23 protein-coding genes are annotated in these 23,400 nt (G+C 31.8%); 3 read left to right on the forward strand and 20 right to left on the reverse strand.

Translation table 11 applies throughout. From position 1 onward, the window contains the following. Positions 1–670 precede the first annotated feature (670 nt). The 15 genes from R3342_RS06935 to R3342_RS07005 all read right to left on the reverse strand — a co-directional run bounded on the left by R3342_RS06935 (position 671) and on the right by R3342_RS07005 (position 17,834). Positions 671–2,353 (reverse strand): class I SAM-dependent methyltransferase, encoded by a 1,683-nt coding sequence (locus R3342_RS06935; RefSeq protein ID WP_318939259.1) that lies wholly within the window; start codon positions 2,351–2,353, stop codon positions 671–673. Continuing rightward, positions 2,328–5,426, reverse strand: coding sequence for an Eco57I restriction-modification methylase domain-containing protein (locus R3342_RS06940; RefSeq protein WP_318939261.1), 3,099 nt, complete (start codon positions 5,424–5,426; stop codon positions 2,328–2,330). The genes R3342_RS06935 and R3342_RS06940 overlap by 26 nt, the downstream gene beginning before the upstream one ends. Then, positions 5,426–5,728 (reverse strand): helix-turn-helix transcriptional regulator, encoded by a 303-nt coding sequence (locus tag R3342_RS06945; RefSeq protein WP_318939262.1) that lies wholly within the window; start codon positions 5,726–5,728, stop codon positions 5,426–5,428. Before R3342_RS06945 ends, R3342_RS06940 begins: the two co-directional genes overlap by 1 nt. A gap of 403 nt (positions 5,729–6,131) precedes the next feature. Then, on the reverse strand, positions 6,132–9,410 hold the full coding sequence (locus R3342_RS06950; RefSeq protein ID WP_318939264.1) for a hypothetical protein: 3,279 nt from the start codon (positions 9,408–9,410) through the stop codon (positions 6,132–6,134). Positions 9,411–9,653: 243 nt separating this feature from the next. After that, positions 9,654–10,085, reverse strand: a complete 432-nt coding sequence (locus R3342_RS06955) for a hypothetical protein (RefSeq protein ID WP_318939267.1) — start codon at positions 10,083–10,085, stop codon at positions 9,654–9,656. A 152-nt stretch (positions 10,086–10,237) separates the two neighbouring features. After that, a complete protein-coding gene (locus tag R3342_RS06960) occupies positions 10,238–10,909 on the reverse strand; it encodes an AbiV family abortive infection protein (RefSeq protein WP_318939269.1) in 672 nt (223 codons plus the stop codon). A 477-nt stretch (positions 10,910–11,386) separates the two neighbouring features. Then, the gene (locus R3342_RS06965) at positions 11,387–11,605 is read right to left on the reverse strand and encodes a PLD nuclease N-terminal domain-containing protein (RefSeq protein ID WP_318939270.1); all 219 of its coding nucleotides are present in this window, start codon (positions 11,603–11,605) and stop codon (positions 11,387–11,389) included. 191 nt (positions 11,606–11,796) lie between these two features. Further along, positions 11,797–12,144 carry a hypothetical protein gene (locus R3342_RS06970; RefSeq protein ID WP_318939273.1) on the reverse strand — a complete coding sequence of 116 codons (348 nt, stop codon included), beginning with the start codon at positions 12,142–12,144 and terminating at the stop codon, positions 11,797–11,799. Between the two features lie 202 nt (positions 12,145–12,346). Next, positions 12,347–13,867, reverse strand: coding sequence for a glycosyltransferase family 39 protein (locus R3342_RS06975; protein WP_318939274.1), 1,521 nt, complete (start codon positions 13,865–13,867; stop codon positions 12,347–12,349). Between the two features lie 117 nt (positions 13,868–13,984). Next, positions 13,985–14,179 (reverse strand): hypothetical protein, encoded by a 195-nt coding sequence (locus R3342_RS06980; RefSeq protein ID WP_318939276.1) that lies wholly within the window; start codon positions 14,177–14,179, stop codon positions 13,985–13,987. 70 nt (positions 14,180–14,249) lie between these two features. Next, positions 14,250–14,588 (reverse strand): hypothetical protein, encoded by a 339-nt coding sequence (locus R3342_RS06985; RefSeq protein WP_318939278.1) that lies wholly within the window; start codon positions 14,586–14,588, stop codon positions 14,250–14,252. Between the two features lie 564 nt (positions 14,589–15,152). After that, complete coding sequence (locus R3342_RS06990; protein ID WP_318939280.1) at positions 15,153–15,863, reverse strand: DUF3307 domain-containing protein; 711 nt, start codon at positions 15,861–15,863, stop codon at positions 15,153–15,155. Continuing rightward, positions 15,857–16,459: a SatD family protein gene (locus tag R3342_RS06995; RefSeq protein WP_318939282.1), complete on the reverse strand. Its 603-nt coding sequence runs from the start codon at positions 16,457–16,459 to the stop codon at positions 15,857–15,859. Before R3342_RS06995 ends, R3342_RS06990 begins: the two co-directional genes overlap by 7 nt. A gap of 460 nt (positions 16,460–16,919) precedes the next feature. Further along, complete coding sequence (locus tag R3342_RS07000) at positions 16,920–17,480, reverse strand: ImmA/IrrE family metallo-endopeptidase (RefSeq protein WP_318939284.1); 561 nt, start codon at positions 17,478–17,480, stop codon at positions 16,920–16,922. 6 nt (positions 17,481–17,486) lie between these two features. Then, the gene (locus R3342_RS07005; RefSeq protein ID WP_318939286.1) at positions 17,487–17,834 is read right to left on the reverse strand and encodes a helix-turn-helix transcriptional regulator; all 348 of its coding nucleotides are present in this window, start codon (positions 17,832–17,834) and stop codon (positions 17,487–17,489) included. A 150-nt stretch (positions 17,835–17,984) separates the two neighbouring features. On the opposite strand from R3342_RS07005, the gene R3342_RS07010 reads away from it, so the two are divergent. Genes R3342_RS07010 through R3342_RS07020 form a run of 3 tightly spaced genes read left to right on the forward strand, consistent with a single transcriptional unit; the run spans position 17,985 to position 20,286 of the window. Further along, the gene (locus R3342_RS07010; protein ID WP_318939288.1) at positions 17,985–18,425 is read left to right on the forward strand and encodes a multiubiquitin domain-containing protein; all 441 of its coding nucleotides are present in this window, start codon (positions 17,985–17,987) and stop codon (positions 18,423–18,425) included. 11 nt (positions 18,426–18,436) lie between these two features. Further along, positions 18,437–18,805: an E2/UBC family protein gene (locus R3342_RS07015; RefSeq protein ID WP_318939290.1), complete on the forward strand. Its 369-nt coding sequence runs from the start codon at positions 18,437–18,439 to the stop codon at positions 18,803–18,805. Then, on the forward strand, positions 18,802–20,286 hold the full coding sequence (locus R3342_RS07020) for a ThiF family adenylyltransferase (protein ID WP_318939292.1): 1,485 nt from the start codon (positions 18,802–18,804) through the stop codon (positions 20,284–20,286). Before R3342_RS07015 ends, R3342_RS07020 begins: the two co-directional genes overlap by 4 nt. A gap of 380 nt (positions 20,287–20,666) precedes the next feature. Here the strand turns inward: R3342_RS07020 and R3342_RS07025 are convergent, their stop codons facing one another. The 5 genes from R3342_RS07025 to R3342_RS07045 all read right to left on the reverse strand — a co-directional run bounded on the left by R3342_RS07025 (position 20,667) and on the right by R3342_RS07045 (position 23,293). Then, a complete protein-coding gene (locus R3342_RS07025) occupies positions 20,667–21,632 on the reverse strand; it encodes an MvdC/MvdD family ATP grasp protein (RefSeq protein ID WP_413468702.1) in 966 nt (321 codons plus the stop codon). A 6-nt stretch (positions 21,633–21,638) separates the two neighbouring features. Further along, a complete protein-coding gene (locus R3342_RS07030) occupies positions 21,639–21,821 on the reverse strand; it encodes a hypothetical protein (RefSeq protein ID WP_318939298.1) in 183 nt (60 codons plus the stop codon). 295 nt (positions 21,822–22,116) lie between these two features. After that, the gene (locus R3342_RS07035; protein ID WP_318939299.1) at positions 22,117–22,323 is read right to left on the reverse strand and encodes a GDCCVxC domain-containing (seleno)protein; all 207 of its coding nucleotides are present in this window, start codon (positions 22,321–22,323) and stop codon (positions 22,117–22,119) included. Then, on the reverse strand, positions 22,323–22,922 hold the full coding sequence (gene merTP, locus R3342_RS07040; RefSeq protein ID WP_225037319.1) for a mercuric transport protein MerTP: 600 nt from the start codon (positions 22,920–22,922) through the stop codon (positions 22,323–22,325). The genes R3342_RS07035 and merTP overlap by 1 nt, the downstream gene beginning before the upstream one ends. Beyond that, on the reverse strand, positions 22,919–23,293 hold the full coding sequence (locus R3342_RS07045; protein ID WP_147860722.1) for an ArsR/SmtB family transcription factor: 375 nt from the start codon (positions 23,291–23,293) through the stop codon (positions 22,919–22,921). Before R3342_RS07045 ends, merTP begins: the two co-directional genes overlap by 4 nt. Positions 23,294–23,400: the final 107 nt, after the last annotated feature.

A 23,400-nucleotide genomic window follows, 5' to 3' on the forward strand; every position in this document is an offset into this window, starting at 1 on the left:
GCATTATTTAATAAAATTGAAAAATAGTCTACTGTTTTATAAGATTCTTTAGTTTATAAACATCCTTTATTTTATTTCTAATCGAATTTATAGTGCCATCTTTATCACAGGTTGAAGGCACATTGGGGGTAAGCCCAAGGCGATGATGGTTGCAACCTCCCAACAAATAGGCAAGATAATATAATTTTCGCATGATTCACTTTTGGAATAATTATAATTATTCCATCTTATATACTCTGCTTCGATATAATCGATATCTCCACTAGCATTAATCTTACCTATTGAATTGTTTGGTGGATTCACATCCTTAAAACATTTATACACAAGTCTATCATGATTAATGGCGAAACCATTTACAAGGCCCACACTACAATGGTGAAACCCAGTGTTTTTAGGTAAAAAATCCAACGGTTTTCTATATTTTAGTAATTCTTTCTGTGCTATTCTTGAAACTTATTGATATTTTTCAGTTGTTCACTTAATAAAATACTAATTTCATTATTTTGTTCAAGATAATTTATTAGCTCTAAAAAATTTGTTATTGCCGTAGATTATAAGCTGTTTTTTTTTCATTCAGATTACTATTCAGCGTTGGCGAGAAAGCTCTTTTATATTTGTGAGGTACGAGCAAACTTTAAATATACTTGTACTTGCGTTAGCTTTAGTCTGTTTATACTTCTGCAAACTTCTTTTTTGATTTGGCAGACTTTCCTCTGTTTACCCTACGGTCAGACATCTTTTTCCAAATCTGTCTAAATTCTAAAGTCTCTTCTAATGTAAATCCATAATGATCAATAAGAACAGCTTTATCTACAATGTCTAAGACTTCTTCAATTCTATCTTCACGGATTAACTCATCTATGAGATTTAAATCAATTCCGTGTTCTTCAACAACTGGAATGAGTAACTCTTCAATTTCAGTGGGTTCAAAAGTCATAACTCCTCCACCATAACTACGTCCAGTGACCTCTGAAAAAGCAAAAGTTAATGAGTTTAAAAAACAAACTACAATACTCTCTGGACTGAACTCTTCTGATATAAATCGAACCCTATGTATGGTGTCTGTTGAAGAAGCTTCAACGTGATTTAATACCAGCTTTGGGTATCTGTTTACTTGTCTCAAGGCAAAACCTTGAGGAATCCATAAAGAAGGTGTGATATACCATCTCTTTCTAATTCGACATTTATAGCCTTTGTGAAACTCTTTTTCTTCACCGTATTTGATATACTTCTTACTATATCTATCTAAATTTTCAAATTCCGTATTATCTGGCAGAAAAAGTTGGTTTGGCAAGTCCTTCTGAGCATTTTCATCAAAGTCTACATCATTAAAAATAATGCCTGATAATTGATTTGACTTGCTTACTACTTTTGTCGTAACGTCTTGTAGCTTCCATTCAACAACTTGAGATTGCTTTAGCATAAAGAACTCATTGCGACCAGTTACAATACCTACATCAGCATCTAAAATATCATTAGCCAAAGGGATACGATTACTGTCCTTTATTTCTCTCAGTAAATCTATCTCCCTTGGATTTAAAAAATATTTAGTCCACTTTTCAGTATCGTGTTGTATTTCTACAACCTCAGTTTCTGCTACTGCATCAAAATCAATATCATTAAGATCATCTAAATCGTCTAATTGTAGCACTCTGATTCCTTGAGCATTTGGAACTGACTTTTCACATAATAGTAGAACTACTTCTTGCTGTATTCCGTCAAAGACTAATTTCTTGAATGTTACTATAGTAATTCTTTCAAAGAAATTTGAAAGGAATACTCTTGTTTGTTCAGCATACTTAACTTGAAACAATTCCGCAGGAATAACCATTCCTAAACGACCAGTATCATTAAGGAGAGTTGAACAAATTACTAAAAATGGAACCCAAATATTTGTTAGTTTATTGGGCTTTAAGCCAATGTCTTCCATCATTTGAATTGCAATGTCTCTATGCTCTGCTGGAAAATTCTGATACCTTATAAATGGAGGATTTCCAATTATTGAATTAAACGTTGCATTCTCTTGATTTGAAATGAAGCTAAAGAAATCATCATTTACTATCGTATTATTATTTAAACCAAAATTAGCTGCACGATTTGCAGCTTTTGTTGCTTCTTCAGATATAAGTTCAACACCTCTTATTCTTCCATATAGATCATCACCGTTTACACCAAGCTCACCGAATCTCTCAATAGCTGCTTGAATAAAGTTTCCGTCTCCACAACTGGGTTCTAATACTAAATCATTCTCGTTTTGGATTGCCCAAGAACAAATGAACTCAGCAATTGGAGAAGGTGTATAATATCCGCCTCTCAGCTTGTCAAAATCAATATGTTGTTCTTTCTCTGCCATTTAAGATTTCTATTGGTGCGACAAATAAATTGTCACCTGTTATGCATTCTATATCCTCTTGAGTGAAACCATATAAAGTATCAATCTGAGTAAATAGATTGTTGTATAATCTGTTTATTTTTCTTTGTAATACTCTCTTCTTAATATACCCTGTTTCTGCATTAAAACTTTGCTTAGCTTTTATTATAGATTTTACGGTTCTTACAATTGTATTATATGCTTTCTTCTGGTCATTATCCGTAAAGTCAATTTCTTTTATTGGTAAATTCTCAATAAACTGTTTGCCGTGAGAATAGTACTCTCCTCTAAATTCACTTGCTCGGGATTTGACCATAGCTTCTATGATTGGGTGAGTCAACAATCCAGCTAAATAGTATATGGAGTAATCAGAATTTGAAGTTATCGAATAATAAGGACCATTTCCACCACCAGTAAATTGGAAGTTAGTTTCATCTATAATATAGCTTGGTTCTTGACTTAGAACAGGGAATACTATCTTATCAGTGTTGTGGAATTTTGTTAGACTTTGGTTTCTTCCATATTGATACCATTTTGGGTTTTTTCCGTTTGTACTTCTTTTCTCCAATTTGTCTTTAAACAAATTTAGGTACGCCCAGCAATCTGGGTAATCATTTTGAAAATTTGCCTCCGAAATCACTGTAGCATCATCTCCCTTGATTTCATAGGGAAAAATCATTTGCCCATTAGCTGAAACCGTATCAAAACTGCTATAACTTACATCATACAATGAGGGCTTACAAATTCCTTTTTCAACTCTGTGTTCGACTTCATCTTTAACAAAATAAAAGTGAGTATCATCGTCTTTCGTTGGTGTGAAAATATAAATAGGGTCTGCACTTGTTTGTAAACCAACTGGAATTTCAGCAACAGTCTTTAATGGAATTGTACTCGTAGATATAATTCTTTGAAATAATTTATCTGCTTTTTCAGAAACAAATACCCAAGGAGCTGAGTCAAAACTACTATTGTTGTATTGAATAACAGGAGTTGTATTAAAAACATCTTTGGATTCCAGATTGTCAATACGGCTAAAATCAAGTTTATCTTTTTCTTTTTTGACTAAAACCACAATTGCTGTGTAAGTACTTCTGTTGGGGAATAGTTGAGTTACCCCAAAGTGAATAATTCTATCTAAGGAAGTGGTATCAGTGATGTAGGCTCTTAATTTCTTTCCTCCCTTTACAATGAAAAATTTATGAGGAACTATATAGCCAACTCTACCGTTTTCACATAGAAGGTTTATAGCCCTTTCTATAAAGAGGTAGTATTTGTCAAATAAATCCTTCTTGGTGTATGTATAAGGGGATTGATTGCTTCTGTAATATTGAATTTCTTCTGGTGAGTACTTTACAAAATTTTGAATTCTAACGTAAGGAGGATTCCCAACTATTGCATTAAACCCATTAGTATCTTCTAAGAAAGGAAATTCTTCTTCCCAGTTGAATGGGTTTATTTTAAAAAGTAATTCGTCATTATCCTCTGCATCTTCATCAAAATCAAAATAAGTATCATCAAGAAGTGAATTTCCACACTTGATATTTTCGTCAAGATTAGGCAATACCTTTTGTCCTGTTCTATCCAAAAAGCTTTGAATAGATACAGCGTTTTCATTTTCAATTAACCGAAGAAGTAAACTGAAATGAGCTACTTCTACTGCATAAGGGTTTATATCAACACCAAAAATATTATCAGTTAGTATGGTGTGCTTCTCAGATAGTGATAAGCCAAATTGCCCTTCAGAATATTCGGTTAAATGCCCTAGATCTAATTCCTCTTGTTCTATATAATAAGTTTCACGATAATGAAGAATGTAGTCGAAAACGGAAAGTAAAAATGTACCAGAGCCACAGCAGATATCCGCTATTTTAAACTCCAAGGAATCATTAAAGTTAGTCCCTTTATATAGATTGTCTAAAGTCTCACTAACAATTTGCTTTACAATTCTTTTAGGCGTAGGTACTACACCATTTGAGGCAACTACTTCCGGTTCTTGTACTATTGAAACTGAATAGTCTGCTGCTAATTCAATTTTATTCCCTAAGTACTGCTCATATATTTGACTTAAAATATCTGAGTCAATTACAGAGAAATCATAAGGGCTAACAGGATAATATAATTCGTAGAAAATATCTATGAGTATTTGGTCATCAATTGTTATTTGTTGAGCCAAATCATCTTCTATGAATGAGAATAAACCAGAGTTATACTTGTTATCCGAAGCTATAAAAAGTTCTTTTAGCTTGTCATAGGTAGTGATATTTTTTAAGGTCTCGTATTTCTCTATTTCCCTGTCTTCACATATTCTTAAGAATATGATTTTATTAATCATCCTTTGGATAAGGAAGTTAATATCATCTTGAGATAAACCTGCATTATTTTCAACTACGTTTTCAGCAAGTACTTGTCTCCAATTTTCAATTTGATTTAAGAAATGACTATCGAAAGATTCTTCTCCCTTTAATTCGCCAGTATCTATTCTATCTAAGCTACCTGACTTTACAGCTTCATACGATAGAAGCGAGTGTATTTCTTCTAAGTTGTCAAGAAAGTCAGTGTAGTAAAATGTCTTGTATCTGTTGTGAGAAGAAAGGTCTTCTAATTCTGGTTTTACTGTGCAATCGTAAAAAATTAAATACTCAAAATTTGTAAGAACCGAAAAAGGCAAATTTGCACTCCATCCATATCTCCTAGTTTGAAAGGCTGGTGCTTTTTCTATTACTATATCTATAGAAACCTTTTTAGCTTCAACAAACAAAGAACGTTGTCCCATTTGCTTTAAGGTATAATCGGGATTCTTTTTAGTAATCTTATCTTCTTCCTCTACATCAATAGATTCTTCTTGAATAACTTCTCTGTAAAGTTGTGTCTTTCGAGCTACATTATCGACATCCCAACCAAAACACTTCAGTAATGGGTTTAAAAAATCAATTCTTACTTGAGCTTCACTATATGCACCTTTTTTATACTCGGCATAGTCATTACCAAAAGCATCAACTAAAATTTTTAGTTGATCCCTACATTCGTTAATATTTTGGCAAATTTTGTACGCCATTATTCAGTTACTTTCTTTTGGTATTTCACTTCTTTTTTAGCAACAATCAATGCCTTTAGTGCCTCATCTTCATTCGCTACTACAGCATATACCTGGTCTGCTAACCAAAGTGCTATTGTTTCCGCTTCGTTAAGTTTAAAGATTTTAATGAGCTGGTGTACGTGTTCACGTTTAGCCGTTCGTTCCCCTCTTTCTATTTTGCTCATTTGAGCAGTGTCTATATCCAGTTCTGCCGAAAGGTGTCGTAAAAGCATTTCTTGCTCTTCTCTTTTAGCTCTAATAAGGTCTCCGAATTTATTCATTGTTTCTTTGTGACTTGACAAATAATGACAAATGTAATAAAAACAAGAGGATATTTGTCAATTTTTATAATCAAATCTTAGCGTGGGCAAAAAAAGCAATATGAGCGATAGCACTCTTTGCTTTTTTGGGTTGGGTTTTAGCTTGTGTACAGCGTTTAGTGTATGCGTAGTGGCGGACTCCGGAGCTACTCGCTATCAAACGAGATGGTGTTGATACGAGCCACTAACCTTGATATTTACTACTTTCCCAGCCATTACGTATGACACATTGTTGTATGCCGTTATTATTTTATTCATTTCGTTTTCAGCGTTGGTGCAGACATACTCTTTGACAAGTTTTGGCTTGGGCGGTTGGCTTTGAGCGACTTGACAATGTGTATGGATGCTATTGGTTGGTGTTTCATTATTGTTCTTTATTAAACGGTGATAATTCTATCACTTCATCCTCTTGAAATCTAAATCTTTCGTTCAAGAATGACTTCAATGCTTCAAAATTTGGGAAACGAGATTTATCTTCTAGTCCAAATGACTTGAGTACATGATGTGCTACTTGTTTCAATTGAAGCTCCAAGTTTTGTCCGATCAATTCACTTATTGGTATCTCAACGTAAGTTTCCGACTCGTCCTTAAATCTGATTTTATGAAAGGTTTTTTGAAAATCTTCGAGCCATTCTTCATCGTTGGAATATGTTTTGCTATTTTGGCCAAGTAAGTTTTTTGCCTTTAGGTCAACAATGTTGTTGTAAAGAGCAAGTACTATTTGCCAGTCTAACCATCCTTTACCTTTCAATCTATTCAGTTCTGCATTAAACTGGTCAGATTGTTTTAAGCGTTCAAGAGTCAGATGTATTACGCCAATACAATTTTTGTAACGTTCCTTAATATTTTCAATTGAATTGTCTCTATTGTAGAGTGGACTATCGTTTTTTTTTGAAGAGAGAGTATCAGATTCATGCTGTTGAATATTCAAAATTTCAGATTGGAATTTGTTTCTCATGGACTCTTTGAATTTGTCCTCAGAGATCAAATCTCTATATGCTCTTTGATAAGCATTAATAGTTAAAGCTCTATTACCAAGTCCCTCTTTAAATAAGGTATGAAACTTTTCTTGAAAATCATCAGCTGATAGGAGGCTCAATTCATTTAATATCACTTGAAAAGCAACAGTGATTGCTGCATAATGCATGTTCTTTTCAGTAGGTTCTTTTGATTTAAGAACAGGCAGAAATACTTTCCAGTGGTATTCCGAATTTGATGGAAGTTGTTCTGGGCCTTTTGGATTATCAACCGATTCAATTATGATATTTATTCGCCCCTTAGTCAAATGAAAGTCAACATCACGCAAAGCAATTTCGGCTTGAATGATTTGAATTAAAGAAGCAAACTCCTCACCAACTGAATTAGTTAAAAAATCATTTTCAAACTCTATGTTCCACCCGCTACCAAAAGCCTTCCAACTTATATTTCTTCTTAAACCAAGATCATTAATTGGAGGGTTTTCAAGTTTACGGGCAATAAGCTCATTCAGACCAATTGTACTTTGTTCCTTTTCAATGTAATCAACCATGTCCTTCAGAAAATCTAAGTACAATTGACCCATTCTATTTTTTTCGAAATCAATAAACCCTGTTAATTGGTTCGTTAGAATAGGTGCTAAGCCAATAATAAAGGCACATTCCACAAGTGTTTTTCTAAAAAGTTCATCTGTCTCCGGATCAAATTCCCTATGGTCAAATTCGTTGCGTGCTGTTATGTAATTTTCAAATACTTGTAAATAACTCATCCATGATCCTTGCTTAAAATCATAATGTAGCAGCAATGCATAAGAATCACTTATGCGTTTGTAGAGTTGAGAATCTTCCTTTTGAAAGCAGAACCAAATGGCAGATAATGAATAGTATTTCGCTGCAAGGTTCATTCCAATAGCTGAATATAATTGGGATATACCCATTACAGCCAAAATAAAACCTTCATAAGTAGCTTCATTCTGATAAAGATCTTTAGCCTTATGAAAAAAGTCTAGGGCTTTTAAAATACCCTTGGAATTTGTCGAGTGTAGATGTTTCCATCCTTTCTCGGTGTAACGTTTTGCAGCACTAAAATCACCCTCACGTTGTTGAACAAGTGGTAGGATATCTTCTGAATATTTCTCAAACTCAAGAAATTCATCATCCAATCCGAACTGAATGGCTAAATCAACAATGGCATCAACTCTTTTGCCTAATTGAGAAATGGCATATTGTGGAGCATTAGGTAATTCAACGATTATTTCATTGAAACATGCTAGGGCGTTTTCTTTGTTATCAGATCCAATACAAATAGAGCTCTTATTAAGACTTGAAAATCCTTCTAACTCTAGAAGACTGCAATAAATATTTCTATCTGCTGCTACGGCTTTTTGCTCTTCGACTATTGAATCGAAAAGTTCAAACCATTCTAGAATCTGACCTTCTTCAATATCAATTAGATCTAGCTTTTGTGTTGTTGATATTACAGTCAGTAAATTGAGAGAATCTTCAAGACTTCCTAAATCAGTAAATACTCGAATATAAGAAAAGTAATCATTGATAATCCCCTCTAATCCTTTTAAATTTTTCTTCGGCCTTTCATCAACAGATGGCCTTAATGTCAACCATACAATTTCATATATAGCTTCTCTCTTCAGTCTTCTTAAAATGTCCGCATGATTTTGGTAAATCGTTAAGAGATTTAGCCATAATTCACTTTGGTCTACTAAGTAGCTGTTTCTTCTATAATGTTTTGCAGCAAAAAGTACTTGATAAAACTCGCCAATATTAAAATTTGGAATATCCTTAACATCTTTCCATAACTCGTATGAATCCAGGTACACCTTGTCGTCCTTACTGCCTAAACTTAACAGTTGACTGTCAAGGAGTTCATTCGTAAGTAAGCGATTTTCAGGATCTGACTCCATTGATTTATCACCGACTACGCCTCTAAGTCTATCAAAAACTAATGACTGCTCATCCTTGCTGATAGGAAAGGGTAACTGACGTATTAATTCAAATGAATTTTCAATGGAGACGTCAATTGCTTTTTCACTTGATATTCCATCAAATACCCACCGAATTGATTTTGCAAAAGTCTCCCAAACATTCTCAGGTAATTTATCATACACCTCTTTTGCAATCAGCAGCTCTCTATTGTCTCCATCTGTTTTTAAATTCTCATACTGCTCTTGTATGTAAGAATCTATAATTGTCTTCAACTTGACTGTACATTTAGCAAGTAGCTCAGGAGAAGGTTTATCTTGATTTGAAGCCCACTTTGATAATAGTTCCGCATCATTATCACCTCTTTTAGCTGCTATTGAAGTATTTGTTTCGAATATAAAAAGAGGGGCATCCATTAAATACTCACCCTTTACAAAAAGCATAAAGAAGTGAGCTAATGATTTGGTTATTTCAATGCTTGAGAATGAAAAATTCTTGGATGAATAGAGTTTTAGTTGTTTGAATGTTGATTTAAATGAAGTCAGGTCTCTTTGAAAAATATCATCTTCAAAATCACAGTAAATATGCTCATCAATTCCATAGACCTTGTTGTATAACCAAACTTCCAAAGTTTTAAGCTCTTGATATTTAAACCCTTTAATGACATCCGGGGCATCTGTGTCCTTTGCAAAGAGATGAAGTTTCGATATGTGTCCTGTATTAGTCATTGTTTTAGTATGTAAAAAACAGCTCTTTGGGTTTTTCAGCGTTTGCTATGTGTGTCGCCAAAACCAAAAGTGCTGTTTGTGCGTTTGGCTTTTAATGGCATACAACGATATTTTATAAGATTTGTGCGACTGAGAAATCGGAGATTTTTCGGACGTAGCAAATCGTTTGTTGAATGTTTGTCAGTTAGTTATTTAGTTTAAATGTAAGCATAAATTTTATGAGGTGTTGGCAAATCGGTTTTTTTATCCTAATAATAATTTCATACGTTCATTTTCAATTTTATTCAATTCTGATTCGGTTAATTTGTAATTTTTCTCGTTAAACATTACTTTTAATTCAGGGAGATTATTTTCAAATAATTCACTTTCTTGCTCTAAATTCAATCTTTTTGATAAGTCGGATTTTCCAAATTTTGGTTTTTCCTCCTTAGATTTATTTCTCCGATTGAGATAAATGTTTATTACTCCAAAATCATAAAAATTTTCAGAGAAAAGTGAAGAAATTTGAGTTTCAATTATTCCTCTGTCATTTATAATATCAAAGTTTAACCAACTATTCTTAAAACGATAAATTCCACCCATTCCGCTAAAATCAGATTCGCTCATTTCAAATCCGTTATGGTTCAAAATTCTGAGATAATATTTGTTCAGACATTTATCTAAATATTCTTTCATTTCAATAATCGTTCGGATTGCTTTTCATCAACTGTTTGCCAACGTGTTTGTGTAAGATTAGTTGCGTGTTTTAAGCACTAAAGTTAGCAAATAAAACACAGATAGAAAGTCCGCGAGGACTTTCGTAAATTGGCTGAAACCAGCAATTAATTTTACACGGTGTTGGCTGTAGTTTTTTTCCATTTAGAAATCCATTCATTAAACCATTTATTTCCTCGTAGTCCAGATTTGAATTCCCATTTATTAAGTTTTGTTAATAAATCTTGAGTTAAAAGTTCGTCTTTTTCGTAAATATCAAAATAACCTTCTTGTGATAATTTTCTCGAACAAACCTCTTTTAAATAGTCATTTAATAAAGATACCATTTGTTTAGCATCTTTCTCTTTTATCCTTTGTGGAGTGCTAATTCTACTTGTTACATCAATCTTACTTTTTATTCTATCTAATCCAACATATGTTGCTTTCTGTTTTTTTTGGTCAAGCTTTTTATCTTTAACAAATTCAACAAATTTTGGAGAATAACTCCAAATATCATCTAAACTGAAGAAAGCTGTTTGTTTACTAGAATGTAAATAAAGTTCTTTTAGCCATTTTTGTTCAAACTCTTTTTCAGGAAATCCGTCATTAGTTATTGAAGACCAATAATAATGTTCAACCCAATTTGATTTTGCAAATTCCTCCATTGCTAAAACAGATAATTGAAAGGCAGAAGGGAAAGAGCTATTTGAATATAGTAAAATTGAATCAAAATGTAATCGAAGTCCATTTTTGAATGACTCAAATACAATTCTTTTAAATTTATACTTTGATAGTTTTTCTGTCATTTTTTAATTACAGCCAACGATTTTTTATAAGATTTGTGCGACTGGAAAATCGGAGATTTTTCGGTTGTAGCAAATCGCTTGTTGAATGTTTGTCGGTTCGTATTAAATCCGATTTGAGCATAAATTTTATACATTGTTGGCTTTTAGTGCTTTTTTGTAATAATCATTTTTCATATCTAAAATCGGTTTATTTAGTTTTTTATAATAGGGGAAACTCATTTTATATATAATTCTCTGAAATGTTCAATTCGTGTTCCTGGAATTAACAATTTCCAAAAGTCTTTTTTAGAAATAATCTTTTTATCAATAAGCCTTTTGCTATCAGTGTAAGTTCGATAAATAGTGACATAAATTAAAAATAGAATTAATAAATAAGTCGAATCAATAATCTGAAATTTATAAAATATGAATATAATTATTAAAGGAATTATAATAGCGAGATAATAGATTTTTAAATTTTTCATATTTCTTTAATTGTTAATTAGTCTGTTTTTGTTTTCTGCCAATTGTAAAATATAAAATTGCTCCTAACAAATTTAGAAATAGAACAACTAGAGCCCAAACAATTTTATCATTTCCATTGAATTTACTCTTTAAAATGTCAATTAGAGCGATAATTGTCGGTATAATTCCAAGAAATACAGCTATTAATATTATAATCAATTGATAAGGTCCAATCATTCCTAAATAATTCATCTTTTTCTGTTTTAAGTTACTATTTCAATTTTTTTTGTCCGCATTAAAGCCAACGAGTTTTTATAAGATTTGTGCGTTTGGAAAATCGGAGATTTTTCGAACGATGCAAATCGGTTTGTTAGAATTATTGTTGTTTTGTATTAATTCAAATTTAAGCATAAATTTTATGAGGTGTTGTAGCACGTTTTTCATTACTCATTATATTTATTCACATCTGCAGAATAGAAATTTCCAAATGTTTGTAAACTATCTTTTGGTAAATCGTAATTCACCAATTTTGAATCATCAGATGTTATTACTATTTCAAACCTTTCATTTTCAAATTGTCCGATTGCACTAATTCCACGTTCTGAAATGTTTCTTACAGTCAATCCTTTTGGAATAGTAAAAATAGCTGAATCAGAACCGAAAATCCCAATTTTCACTTCTTTTTCAAGTCGTCCAAGTTTGTATGTTGGACTATTAATCCAATTTAGTCCATAACCTAGTAAAAAAATGATATTAAATATAATCGAAATTCTATAAATCCTTTTCTTCATATTAGTCAACTTAAAAATATTTGATTATTAATTTTTCTTTTTGCAGTCTTTTTTTCAAATGTGCTACAACGGTTAGTATATGAAAAGTAGGCGGTTTCGAAGCACTAAACTTTCAGTGAAGTACGAAGTTTGACACGAGTTAAAACCCTTGATTTCACTACTGTTTCGCCTATTTTTTATATACATTGTTGTGTGCCGTTTTTCATTCAAATATTCTTTTCTCAAATAATACGTTCATTTTTCCGAAATCTTGTTTGGGACTTTCACAGATATAAACTCTTTGATAAAGTTCTTCTTCATTGTCGGCATACGGATTATAAATTGATTTCACCAAAGTTACTTTCTCAAAGTAGGGCTTAAAGAAATCGCCAACTTGATAACTCAATGCAATAATAGTATTGGGCATTTTACCTTTTGGTGCCCAACTGTAAAAGCTTCCGTGATAAGAAAAAGCTTTTGGAAGATTGTACGTTGCTCGAAACAAATTTACCGCTCCCGCCTGTGCATAATGTTTGCCCCAAATTAAACAATTCTTTTTTTCATTATCGGGTAAACTGTCGTAAACCATTTTTAATGTCAGCATTGTTGTTTTCCATTTTTCTTTTGTATAATACTCATCATATTTAATTCCAAATTTGCCACCTTCAATTTGTTTTATTTCGTGTGGATATACTTTTTCAAGATAACGATTAAAGCTATAGACAGGCATTCCGAAAGGAATAAGTACAGCACCTAAAATCATTAAAAACGACATTGGATAAATTATCCATTTTCTTTTATGTAATACTATTTGCTCCCAAAATATTGCTCCAAATGACAGGAGTGTTAATATAATCGGGAAGAAATAATAAGCTTTACCATTTTTAAACAAAAGTAGTAGAAAAGACATTCCAATTGTTGTGGATATTATGCGAACAAAAATTTGGTCTTTTGACTTGAAAAGATAAAAAAGGGCTGGAATTACCAATAACAGAGATACTATCGGATTAATTGCAATTAATAAACTTGTAAAATTTTCAAACCGACTTATTTTATCTAATTGTGTTTCATATAGTCTATCTGTCATTTGTAGTAGCGGAAAATCATTTAAAAATTGCCAAATGATATTTGGTGCAATGCAAATAAGAAATAAAAGGATATTTAACCAAAATTTGTGCTTTATTAAAGCTGTTCTTGTTCTTTGATAAACTAATAATGCCGAGAGTCCAAAAATGAAAAAGATGCTGTCATATTTTACCAAAAAGCCAAGAATACAAAATAATGTAAGGTACCACAAAGATTTTTTATCGAGGTGTTTTGTAAATTTCACTAATTGGTAAAACCCTAAAACCCAAAATAATTGACTAAAAACTACAGGTTGAAAAAGTTGCTCCGAGCGCCCAAAACCTGGTGCAATAATTATAGCTAATAGCACTAAAAATACTGCTTTGTTTTTCCCTCCTAATTCAAGGGTTGTTTTTGCTACATAAATAATAATGAGTATTGCGGCAATGTGTGGGAAAATATGGTGAATAAATACGGAATTAGAATGAAATAAATTTTGGATAAATGCAAAGGCGGCAATTAATGGCGGAAATTCCATATAGCCAAATGCAAGGTGTTTTCCTGTTTCAATATGTAATAGTTCATCTCCCTGAAATCCTGAATGACTGTCTGCAATTAGATGTAAAATTAGTTTTATAATGCAAAAAAATAAAACTATAAATTTGGTTTGTCTATTCATTTATTTGGTTTGTTCAAATGGCACACAACGAGTTTTTATAAGATTAGTGCGATTGAATAATTTAATTATCAAGTTATAAAAAAGCATTATTAATAAGTTAAAGTTTCGTTATTAAGTTTAATAGGTAGCATTAATTTTATAAGGTGTTGCCAAAAGTAATTTTATCATTATGTCTTTTGATTTTACTAAATATGGATTTACTTTTAAATGTGATAACAATGGTATCAAAGTATGGTATTTAAAATTAGAAGATAATTCATTTATTGATCTTACCGAACTTGAAGGTGTTGTATCTATTGATATTATTAGCACAAGCTCCGATTATCCGTTAGTTGTTTGTTCTCGTTATGAATGTAAAAACTATCAAGACGTTGAGTTTTTATTATTCAATGGTCGTATCGGATATGTTTTTAAGTCTTAATCGTGATAATTCTCTATTTACATCCATTTTAAAATTATTTATAAAATCTGAAAATGGTCTATCTAATTTATTCTCTGACTTCCATTTTCTTTTAGCTAATATAAAAGATTTAGCTTTCTTTTCAATTGTTTGTTTAAGATTCTTTCTGTATGAAATACTTCCGTATTCATTGTTTTCTGTAAAATATTCCTCTTGTATTTTTTTGTACAAATTATCAAAGGAATTTTGGTCTCTTTCAGATTGTGTAATTAATTCTAAAAGATTTCCAAGTTTACTTATTTTTTCTTCTTGCTCTGTCATAGTTATATAATTTATAAGCATTGAATAACATATAGTGAAACATTTGTTTTTGGGTCTTTCGTTGTAATTGCTATATGAAATTCATTTTCTTTATTCTTGTAAACTTTTGAAATTCCTCTCTTCTCTCTCCATTATTAGTTGTTTGTTATTTTTGGCAACTCGTTATAACCCTTAAAAAGTTACTGTTTATCAATTAATATTTCCGGATAAAAGTAGTTTTTACTAGCGTTTATCAATTATATAAAAATCTAAAAGTATATAATTTATGATTAAAAATATTACGGTTTTCCCGTAAATAGTTATAAAGATAAATTTGTATGAATCTTTGAGCTAGTTGCTCTATCGTTTTATCAAAATGTTTGTAGGTTTGTTTCTAATTTAAATGTAAGTATAAATTAAATACAGTGTCAGTAGTATATTTTCCAGTAATAATATTTTTTTGAAAAATCCAGCCATTTTTTATAGCAAGTTTCTACTAATTAGTCTAATCGAAAAATTAATCTCCCACTTTTATCCATTATACTTCCATAGATAAACAGTGTTATTCTTTCGTTATTTACTAAATTAGCTAATAAAATACCTATAAGATAAGCCTATTAATATCGCGAGACCAAAACTAATCAATGAACCTATTAACATATACTCCGTAAGCTTTCTGTTTTTTGCTCTAGAAAGATCACCAAATCTAAAAACAGATTTAGCAGCTATAAGTAAACCAATTGCTCCCCATTGATTCAAAATTATAAATCCAAATACAAAAAGACGCTCTAAAATTCCAATATACTTTCCAGCATTTTGCAATGAATCATCCGAACTATCTTCTTCTAAATTCCATTTAGTCATTATCATTTTCATAATAATGGATGATACAAAAGTTATGGATAGTAGTGCAAGTATAAATAAAAGCGATTCTTTTGAATAGATCTTTTCTAAATCTATAGTGTAGGGGGTAATTAAATAGACAACAATACTTATTATGATTATATGTGATATTTGATCTATAATAAATAATATTCTGTTATTTATTATTCCTTCAAGGTTAAGTTTTATTAGATCAATGATTAAATGACTTATTACAATTGTTATTAAATATGGCCAATATGGCCAATTAAATTGTACTAATATGATAAGTGCTATTAAGTGAACTAAACCATGTATATATAAGAATTTTGATTTATGTTTATTAATTTTTTTATCTTCTACCCAACTGTCAGGTTGGAATACGAAATCACCAATTATATGAGCAATTAATAATTTAACAGTTAGAATTAGCATAGTTTATAAATTTGTGTTTTATAAAAATTATTCATACTCATGATTTCTTCAAACCCACCTCTTTTAAGAGCTTCACTAATGCTACTTTGAGATTTATGAAGAAGTTTCGCTAAGCCTTTTTGATTTTTTTCAGAGTTCTCTATGGCTGTTTTGATAACTTCCGCAACTGTACTGCTCCAATTATTAGCTGTTAATAAGGATAAGCTAAGCATAATATTAAATGATTGGTCCATTTCTTCATTATTTGATCTTATAGCTAGAGTTTGTTTTTTTAATGATTCAAAGCATTCGCCTGATCGTACATAAGCGGACCCGTTAGATTCGGATATTTTAGAAGCGTTATATTTTTCTTCTCCTATGCCTATTGCCATCCGAACATCTTGTAGTTTTGTTTGTTTAATAGCTGATTTAACATGAATAGCTGCTAGCATTGCTTTTTCAGGAGTTATTGATAATTGAAAACTATCCCCTCTGAATATCTCCCAGTCTTTTGGTTCATCACCATAATAATTAAGTATCTCTTTAAGCGAATTTAGCCAACTTTCGACTTCTCCTTCTCTTGAGTTTATAATATCACCTGTTATTATTGCTTTCATTACCTGTTTTATTTCAAAGATATTGGTTTTTAAAACGATATGCAAATATATCGGGTTTATAGCCGATATATTAAATTATTGGGTTTATAGCCGATAATTATTTCTTTGAAGTAACTAGTTTTTTGATAATAAAATACAATGGTCTTGTATATGAAACGTTTGGCATTTCAAAGCGATTCCCTATCAAACCGTTGCGATGTTTATTAAATGTATCGCCCTTAAAATTAGCACTTTCCGCGAAATGTTTTATATACCGTGTTGTATGCTGGGCTTTATTCATTATCGGTTAATTATCAATACTTTACAATCCTTAATCCGTTCAGTCGAAGCACTGCCATTTCCGAAAAAATTAGTTTTTAGGTTCGGCAAAAAAGGGATGGCAAACAGACAAGCTCTTTTGTGATTTTTGGCTGTGTGTTGGCTTGTTCGAATTGCAAATGTGCTTGGATGTGTGGGCTGTTCACCTAACATATTTCATTCGTTGTTTCATTCCTGTAGAATTGTATCTCCATTGAGTCATTTGTTTGCTAATATTAAAATGGTCTGCAATACTTTGTATACTCATTCTCTTTTTTAGACCCCAAATTAAACTTTCCTCAGGAAGTAATAAACACCCAGCCAACCAATTTGCTTCATCCTCCTTATCTTTGTCAAATTCTCTTGCAATAAATTTAATATCTGTAATTAAGGAAAATTCATGACCAAGAATTATATGGGAAGCCTCATGAGCTAAAGTACTATTTGTCCTTTCAAAACTGTGTGACTGATTGTAGAATATTAAATGCCCAAATGGTACTGATATAGTTGTAGCCGAAAATTGTTGCTTTCCTTCTGAATAACATATTGTATTAATATGCTCGGTTGACAGTCCAAATTCTCCCATTTTATCAACAGGATAGGTTGGAATATTTAAAAAATCAACTAATTCGAAACAATCTAAAGGTTCATTCAGTTTAACATTTAACTCCTTTCTTATCTCTAAGCCTTTTTTCTTAGCTTTTGTTTTAAATCCTCTAACCACAGCACTCTATTTTTTTCTTAATTCATCAGAATTTTTGTAAGCTAATTCTATCATTTTTGTAAGTGCTTCGGCAACATCCTGAGATAAGGACTGGTCAGCTCTCAAATGAAAAAATATCTCATCTTTGTGGCTTTTCTCTTTGTTTTGGCTGCCAATTGAAAACTCTTCAGGAGACACTTCAAGCCATTCGCAAATTTTCATGTAAGTTGACAAATCTGGAATTTTTCCTTGTTCAATACGAGAAAGTGTTGAAATACTAACTTCTCCTATTTCATTTGCGATTTCTCGCAGATTCTTTTTACTACGCTTATTTTTAACTAATTGAGCGAATTTTTCAATGTCTATAGATGCCATACTCTCATATTTGTTTCAACAATAATACAACATTTTCTTGCGTGAAACAAATTTTTATTGTTTCTTTGCTGAAAATATTGTTTCACATGTGCAATATTTAGGTTTTTCTTTCAGGCCTTATTTATTGAAAGAGTAAAAAATTATTAAGGAATGAGTTTCAATTTTAAAGTAAACGGAAAACAGTTATCAAGTGATAACAAAATTATCTCTGGCTCAGAGATTTTAAAAATTGCTAGTTTTGAACCAGAAGAAGATTTTGACTTGTATAAGAAAATACAAGGTCATGAGTATGAACCTATCCAGTTTGATGAAAATGTCGACTTGGAAGAACCAGGTATTGAAAAATTCAAAGTTTCGCCAAGAAAATCAATCAAGTTTGAAGTTGATGATGAAGAATACGAAACTATTGAATTAGAACTGACACCAATTGAAATATTTAAAATCATTGGACTTGACTCTTCTAAATTTTACTTAAAACAAATTAAGGGACATATGGACATCACATACAAAAATGATGAACATAAGAGTATTGATATGCTTGGGCATTTAAAGTTTATAACTTGTAAAAGGGAAGCTGCTACAGTTTCATAAACTAGGTACATATGAATATTGGATTAAATGAATTACAAAATCAATTAACCGAGCTTGGGTTTGAAAATGAAATTTTAAACAATCGGTTTGTCGTTTTTAAATTTATAGTCCCAACAGGAAGATTTAAAAATAAGGAAATTGAGATTGCACTTGAAGCACCTCAGTTTCCTTTAAATCCACCTTCTGGGCCATATATCAAACCACATCTAATGCCTATTACAGGTGGTGGCGGTGTTCATCCTACAGGTGGAATTCATGGTCGAAATCTACCTACGTCAGAATTCCAATACTGGAGTAGACCTTTTAGGGGCTGGAATAATTCAGATAAAAACGCAAAAGAGTATTTAGCATTTATAAGAACTTTATTCGATTTTCAATGATTTATAACGTAACAATAAAGCAAACTGTAAACACAAATCTTCTTAAACATTTAATTCGTGAAGATGGACAGGAAGATTTATGTTTTGCCTTGTATAACATCGGAACTAGTAAGACTAAAACTATAGGGCTAATTACTGAAATCATTCTACCTGAAAAAGGAGATAGAAATGTTCATGGCAATGTTAGTTTTAATCATGTTTATTTTGACAGGGTTATAAAAATTGCTTTACAAAAGAAAAAAGGCATTGTATTCATCCATAGTCATCCTTGTTTAGGTTGGCAGTCAATGAGTATGGATGATATTAATACTGAAAAAATGCTAGCTCCTAGAGTAAAAGCTGTAACAGGAAAGTCTTTACTAGGAATGACCCTTGGAACTGATGGCTCATGGAGTGCAAGGTTTTGGAATAAAACAAAACCCAAAACATACGAAAGAATTTGGTGCCAATCAGTAAAAGTCGTTGGAAAGAGTTTTTCAATCACATATGATGATAGACAAACTCCTCCACCAATTTTTGATAAACAATTTATCCGAACAATCTCTGCGTGGGGAAACAAAAAACAAGCAGATATTTCCAGGCTAAAAGTTGGCATTGTTGGCATAGGAAGTGTCGGTTCGCAAATCGCTGAGTCTTTATTAAGAACAGGCATACAAGACATTTATTTAATTGATTTCGATATCGTCAAGCTTAAAAACTTAGATAGACTACACGGAATTAACAAAGAGAATATTGGTTATTTAAAAAGTGATACATATTCGAAAAAATTGAATGAATATAAACTTTTACCAAGTCAAAAAATTCATACGATTCCCTACAGTATAGTTGAAGAAGCAGGATTAAATGCGGCTTTAGATTGCGACATTATTTTCTGTTGTGTTGACAGACCATGGCCAAGGTTCGTTTTAAACTGTATTGCCTATGCATATATGATACCTGTTATTGATGGTGGGATTGATGCAAGCTTTAGTAAAAAATCAAACAATCTGGAACAAGCAAGATGGCGTACGTATACATCAAATCCAGAAAGAAGGTGCATGAAATGTATGGGACAATATTCACCAGAAGATGTATCACTAGAGCAATCAGGCATGCTGGAGGACCAAAATTATATTAAAGGGCTATCAAAAGACCATTTTTTAAATAGAGGAGAAAATGTATATGCTTTCAGCATGGGTTTAGCAGGATTACAGATGCAACAATTTCTTTCTTTGGTTCTAACACCTAAAGGGGTGTATTACGGGGCAAAAGAAATGGATTTTACAACTGGAAATATTGATTCCGATTTTAAATTTAATTGTCAATCTAATTGTGAGTTTAGTGCTATGATTGCTATTGGGGATGACATAAAAGGTTCTTTAATTGCAAATCATCAAGTAGCACAAGAATCAAGAGCCAATGCATTGTATTATGATAATACTAAAAAAACAACATTATTAAAAAGTCTATTTCGCAACGTTCTATCTTTGTTTAGTGCTTAAGGTAAATTGCACTCTTTTGCAAATTTCGGTTAGTGGGTCAGCCTGTGCGATTTGCAAATGTGTGCAATGTGCGATGGCTTCCTAAACTGTCCCGAAGGGCAGAAGCGGGCGGGGAAAAACTAATTTTTTCTTGCACTAACCTTCAATCAATGAGCTTATATTTTCTATCTGTGTTTTCAAATTTTATAATCAGGTTTCAATGTTACAGTTTCGTTCTTTTCACTTGCAGCTAATGGTTGGTACATGTTGTCGTGGCGGATTTCGGGGAGCGTTCCTGTCCGAAGGACACGGAACTGCGATGCGAGAATCCGCAGTTGGCGCACCACTGAACCCGCCCCGCAATATGTACTGTATTAGCAACCGTATTTTTTAATTTAATTTCAATTGTCATAAATAATATTCCTTGCTACAATCTGAGTCAAATCATAACCTGATTTTAATTGAAGCCATAACCATTGTCCATTTGGATTTAATTCTAGAAATACAAATTCTTCATTTGCTGAATAGATGAAATCGAATACTCCAAAATGTAACCCGTAATGCTTTATCATTTTTAAACAAAAATGTTTAATGTTTTTTGGCAATTCTATGTGGTTATATGGAACATTGTCAAAATCATATCTGCGAAAGTCCACTTGAGATAATTCTGATTCTTGTGAATGAATTGCAATACCAATTTGTTCAAAATCTGTGGCAATAATTCTAATCTCATAGTTTTTTTCTATGTACTCTTGGAATTGACAAGGATGCGATTTTACTAGATTGATATTTTCTAAATCTTTTTTAGTTACTTTATTTGTATAAATAGTTTGGTAATCATCACCTGATTTAATAATGACACCTTTTTGTAGTTTGAAACAAATATTGCCATTGTGCTTTTTGAAAAAGCTTTCAACATCTTTAGGATTATTAGTTATGATTGTGTCTGGAACGACAATGTTTTCTGTGTTGCAAAGAGCATAGTTTAACTGGTCAATTTTATTATTTGCAAAGAAATGATTTTCAGGTCTATTAATAACTTTTCCCTTGTGAGAGAATAATAGTCCATCCCAAGTTCTTTCAGTTTCTTCAAAAATCATATTTGAAACATCCTTAGGCAACCCTTTTTCAACGTCAGGATTCATAACTCTTCGATTCCAGATATTCCAGGAATTGTCAATTACATAGTCTTTATCCCCTATACTTATGGTGTAGCAAGATTTTTCTGTACTATATAAAATATCATAATTATCGATGAGACTTTCAGTGTCAATTCGTAGAAACTCAATTTTATTTTTTGAAAAATATTCTGAAACGTAATCGGCATGAAGGTCTTCACCGTATGTTAATATTAATACTTTCGGCATATTGATTTAAAAATCGTCAATAGTCGGAATATTCCTAAAAGTGCAAGTAGTAATTGTGACTTTAGCATTGTGTTCAAAATCACCTTTCATAACTGGTTTTTCCAAATACTGTTCTCCAAATGATTTTAAGACATTTTTTGACTTTAATTCTGTCTTTACTTCTTCAAATTGATTAAGATTTTTTTCCATGATTCTAAATTTAAATTGTTAGTTATTTTGTCTGTTAATATGGTTGCTAACGGTCTTGTATATGAAAAGTAGCGGATTTTAAGCACTAAATTTTCGGAAAGCAAGATACTTAATTAAATGCAAAAACGGTTCAGGTTAGCACCTAAACCGCTATTTTTTATATACGTTGTTACCCACTGGCTTTATTCCGTTCAGCTTGGTTTTCAGCGTTGGCAAAGACATACTCTTTTGCAATTTTTGGCGTAGCATTGGCTCGTGCGAATTGCAAATGTGTATGGCTTTTAGCGTTGGCTTTTTAGCAACAACTTTCTTTCTGTTGTATTGAAGGACATTTTACTGAACCAAAACTGCAATAGACACAACAATCGCCTTCGTTTGGTTGTAATACTTTTTTACAATTCTCACATTCGTAAAAGAATTGACAGGATTCTGTTGGCATTTCTTCTACTTTTTTATGTCCACAATTTGGACAAGTAATTTCTGATTTTAATTGAACTTCCATTAGTTTTCTTTTTTGTCGGTTACTTTATAACCTGTTGAGTTAATTGCTTTCTCGATTTCCGTTTTATTGGTTTTGGTTTTGTCAAACTCAATGATTGCATTTCCATTTTCGTAGGACGCTCTTGAATTTACAATTCCATTGAGTTTATTTACTTCGTGATTTACGTGTTCTTCGCAACTCGCACAAGTCATTCCGCTGATTTTGAATTCAGTGGTTTTAATGTCCGATTTGTCAACTACAATTATTTGTTTTTCTGTGTTTGGGTAAAAAATTCCAGAATAATATGGGAAAGCCAACATTACAATTGCAAATACGGTTACAATTCTTAAAAACTTTTTTGATTGAATAAATTTTGGTTTTTCGTCCGTTTCGCAGTCGCAGTCAATTTCTTTACGAGGTTTTAATTTTTTATACCAAGCAAAACCGAGAACTAAAATTGTCAGTCCTATTAAATAAGGTCTAAAAGGTTCTATCCAAGAAAATGTTGAAGCAATTCCGCTCGTTCCTGCGATTAGAGCCAAAACTGGTGTAATACAACATAATGAAGCTGTAATTGCGGTTAATAAACCTGCACCAATTAATTTGTTATCACTTTTCATATCGTTTCTAAAATTTTGTTTTTATCAAGTATCTCAAAGAACGGATTTAACATTTTTTCGTATTCCGCTGTCAATGAGTAAAATATTGTTTGAGCTTCTCTTTCCGTTTCTATTAAATTTCTGTCTTTCATTTTCCTCAAATGTTGAGAGATTGCAGAAATGTTCATTCCAAGAATATCGCTTAAATCACAAACGCAAAGTCTTTTTTCCTCAAAGAGTAGGTAAAGTATTTTCAGGCGAACGCTATTTCCGACTAATGAAAGTCCGTTCGCCAAATAGTCGAACGATTCGCTTAATTCCGAAACTGTGTCTTTGCAACGATTTATTTGCTCAATATCGGCTTGTTGTCTTATGCAAGAATTATTTTCCATATCGCAAAGTTACAATTATTTCTTATTTAAGCAAATACTTAAATACATAATTCTTAAACGTTGGGAAAATTTTAGCTCTTTTGGTTTTTTAGCGTTGGATTTGTGTT

This window comes from Lutibacter sp. (assembly GCF_033723435.1).
GTDB lineage: Bacteria > Bacteroidota > Bacteroidia > Flavobacteriales > Flavobacteriaceae > Lutibacter.

Bases quoted from the DNA above. Each gene is read 5' to 3' on its own strand.
- R3342_RS06935 (WP_318939259.1), bottom strand. From the start codon at position 2,353: ATGGCAGAGAAAGAACAACATATTGATTTTGACAAGCTGAGAGGCGGA.
- R3342_RS06940 (WP_318939261.1), bottom strand. From the start codon at position 5,426: ATGGCGTACAAAATTTGCCAAAATATTAACGAATGTAGGGATCAACTA.
- R3342_RS06945 (WP_318939262.1), bottom strand. From the start codon at position 5,728: ATGAATAAATTCGGAGACCTTATTAGAGCTAAAAGAGAAGAGCAAGAA.
- R3342_RS06950 (WP_318939264.1), bottom strand. From the start codon at position 9,410: ATGACTAATACAGGACACATATCGAAACTTCATCTCTTTGCAAAGGAC.
- R3342_RS06955 (WP_318939267.1), bottom strand. From the start codon at position 10,085: ATGAAAGAATATTTAGATAAATGTCTGAACAAATATTATCTCAGAATT.
- R3342_RS06960 (WP_318939269.1), bottom strand. From the start codon at position 10,909: ATGACAGAAAAACTATCAAAGTATAAATTTAAAAGAATTGTATTTGAG.
- R3342_RS06965 (WP_318939270.1), bottom strand. From the start codon at position 11,605: ATGAATTATTTAGGAATGATTGGACCTTATCAATTGATTATAATATTA.
- R3342_RS06970 (WP_318939273.1), bottom strand. From the start codon at position 12,144: ATGAAGAAAAGGATTTATAGAATTTCGATTATATTTAATATCATTTTT.
- R3342_RS06975 (WP_318939274.1), bottom strand. From the start codon at position 13,867: ATGAATAGACAAACCAAATTTATAGTTTTATTTTTTTGCATTATAAAA.
- R3342_RS06985 (WP_318939278.1), bottom strand. From the start codon at position 14,588: ATGACAGAGCAAGAAGAAAAAATAAGTAAACTTGGAAATCTTTTAGAA.
- R3342_RS06990 (WP_318939280.1), bottom strand. From the start codon at position 15,863: ATGCTAATTCTAACTGTTAAATTATTAATTGCTCATATAATTGGTGAT.
- R3342_RS06995 (WP_318939282.1), bottom strand. From the start codon at position 16,459: ATGAAAGCAATAATAACAGGTGATATTATAAACTCAAGAGAAGGAGAA.
- R3342_RS07005 (WP_318939286.1), bottom strand. From the start codon at position 17,834: ATGGCATCTATAGACATTGAAAAATTCGCTCAATTAGTTAAAAATAAG.
- R3342_RS07010 (WP_318939288.1), top strand. From the start codon at position 17,985: ATGAGTTTCAATTTTAAAGTAAACGGAAAACAGTTATCAAGTGATAAC.
- R3342_RS07015 (WP_318939290.1), top strand. From the start codon at position 18,437: ATGAATATTGGATTAAATGAATTACAAAATCAATTAACCGAGCTTGGG.
- R3342_RS07020 (WP_318939292.1), top strand. From the start codon at position 18,802: ATGATTTATAACGTAACAATAAAGCAAACTGTAAACACAAATCTTCTT.
- R3342_RS07025 (WP_413468702.1), bottom strand. From the start codon at position 21,632: ATGCCGAAAGTATTAATATTAACATACGGTGAAGACCTTCATGCCGAT.
- R3342_RS07030 (WP_318939298.1), bottom strand. From the start codon at position 21,821: ATGGAAAAAAATCTTAATCAATTTGAAGAAGTAAAGACAGAATTAAAG.
- R3342_RS07035 (WP_318939299.1), bottom strand. From the start codon at position 22,323: ATGGAAGTTCAATTAAAATCAGAAATTACTTGTCCAAATTGTGGACAT.
- merTP (WP_225037319.1), bottom strand. From the start codon at position 22,922: ATGAAAAGTGATAACAAATTAATTGGTGCAGGTTTATTAACCGCAATT.
- R3342_RS07045 (WP_147860722.1), bottom strand. From the start codon at position 23,293: ATGGAAAATAATTCTTGCATAAGACAACAAGCCGATATTGAGCAAATA.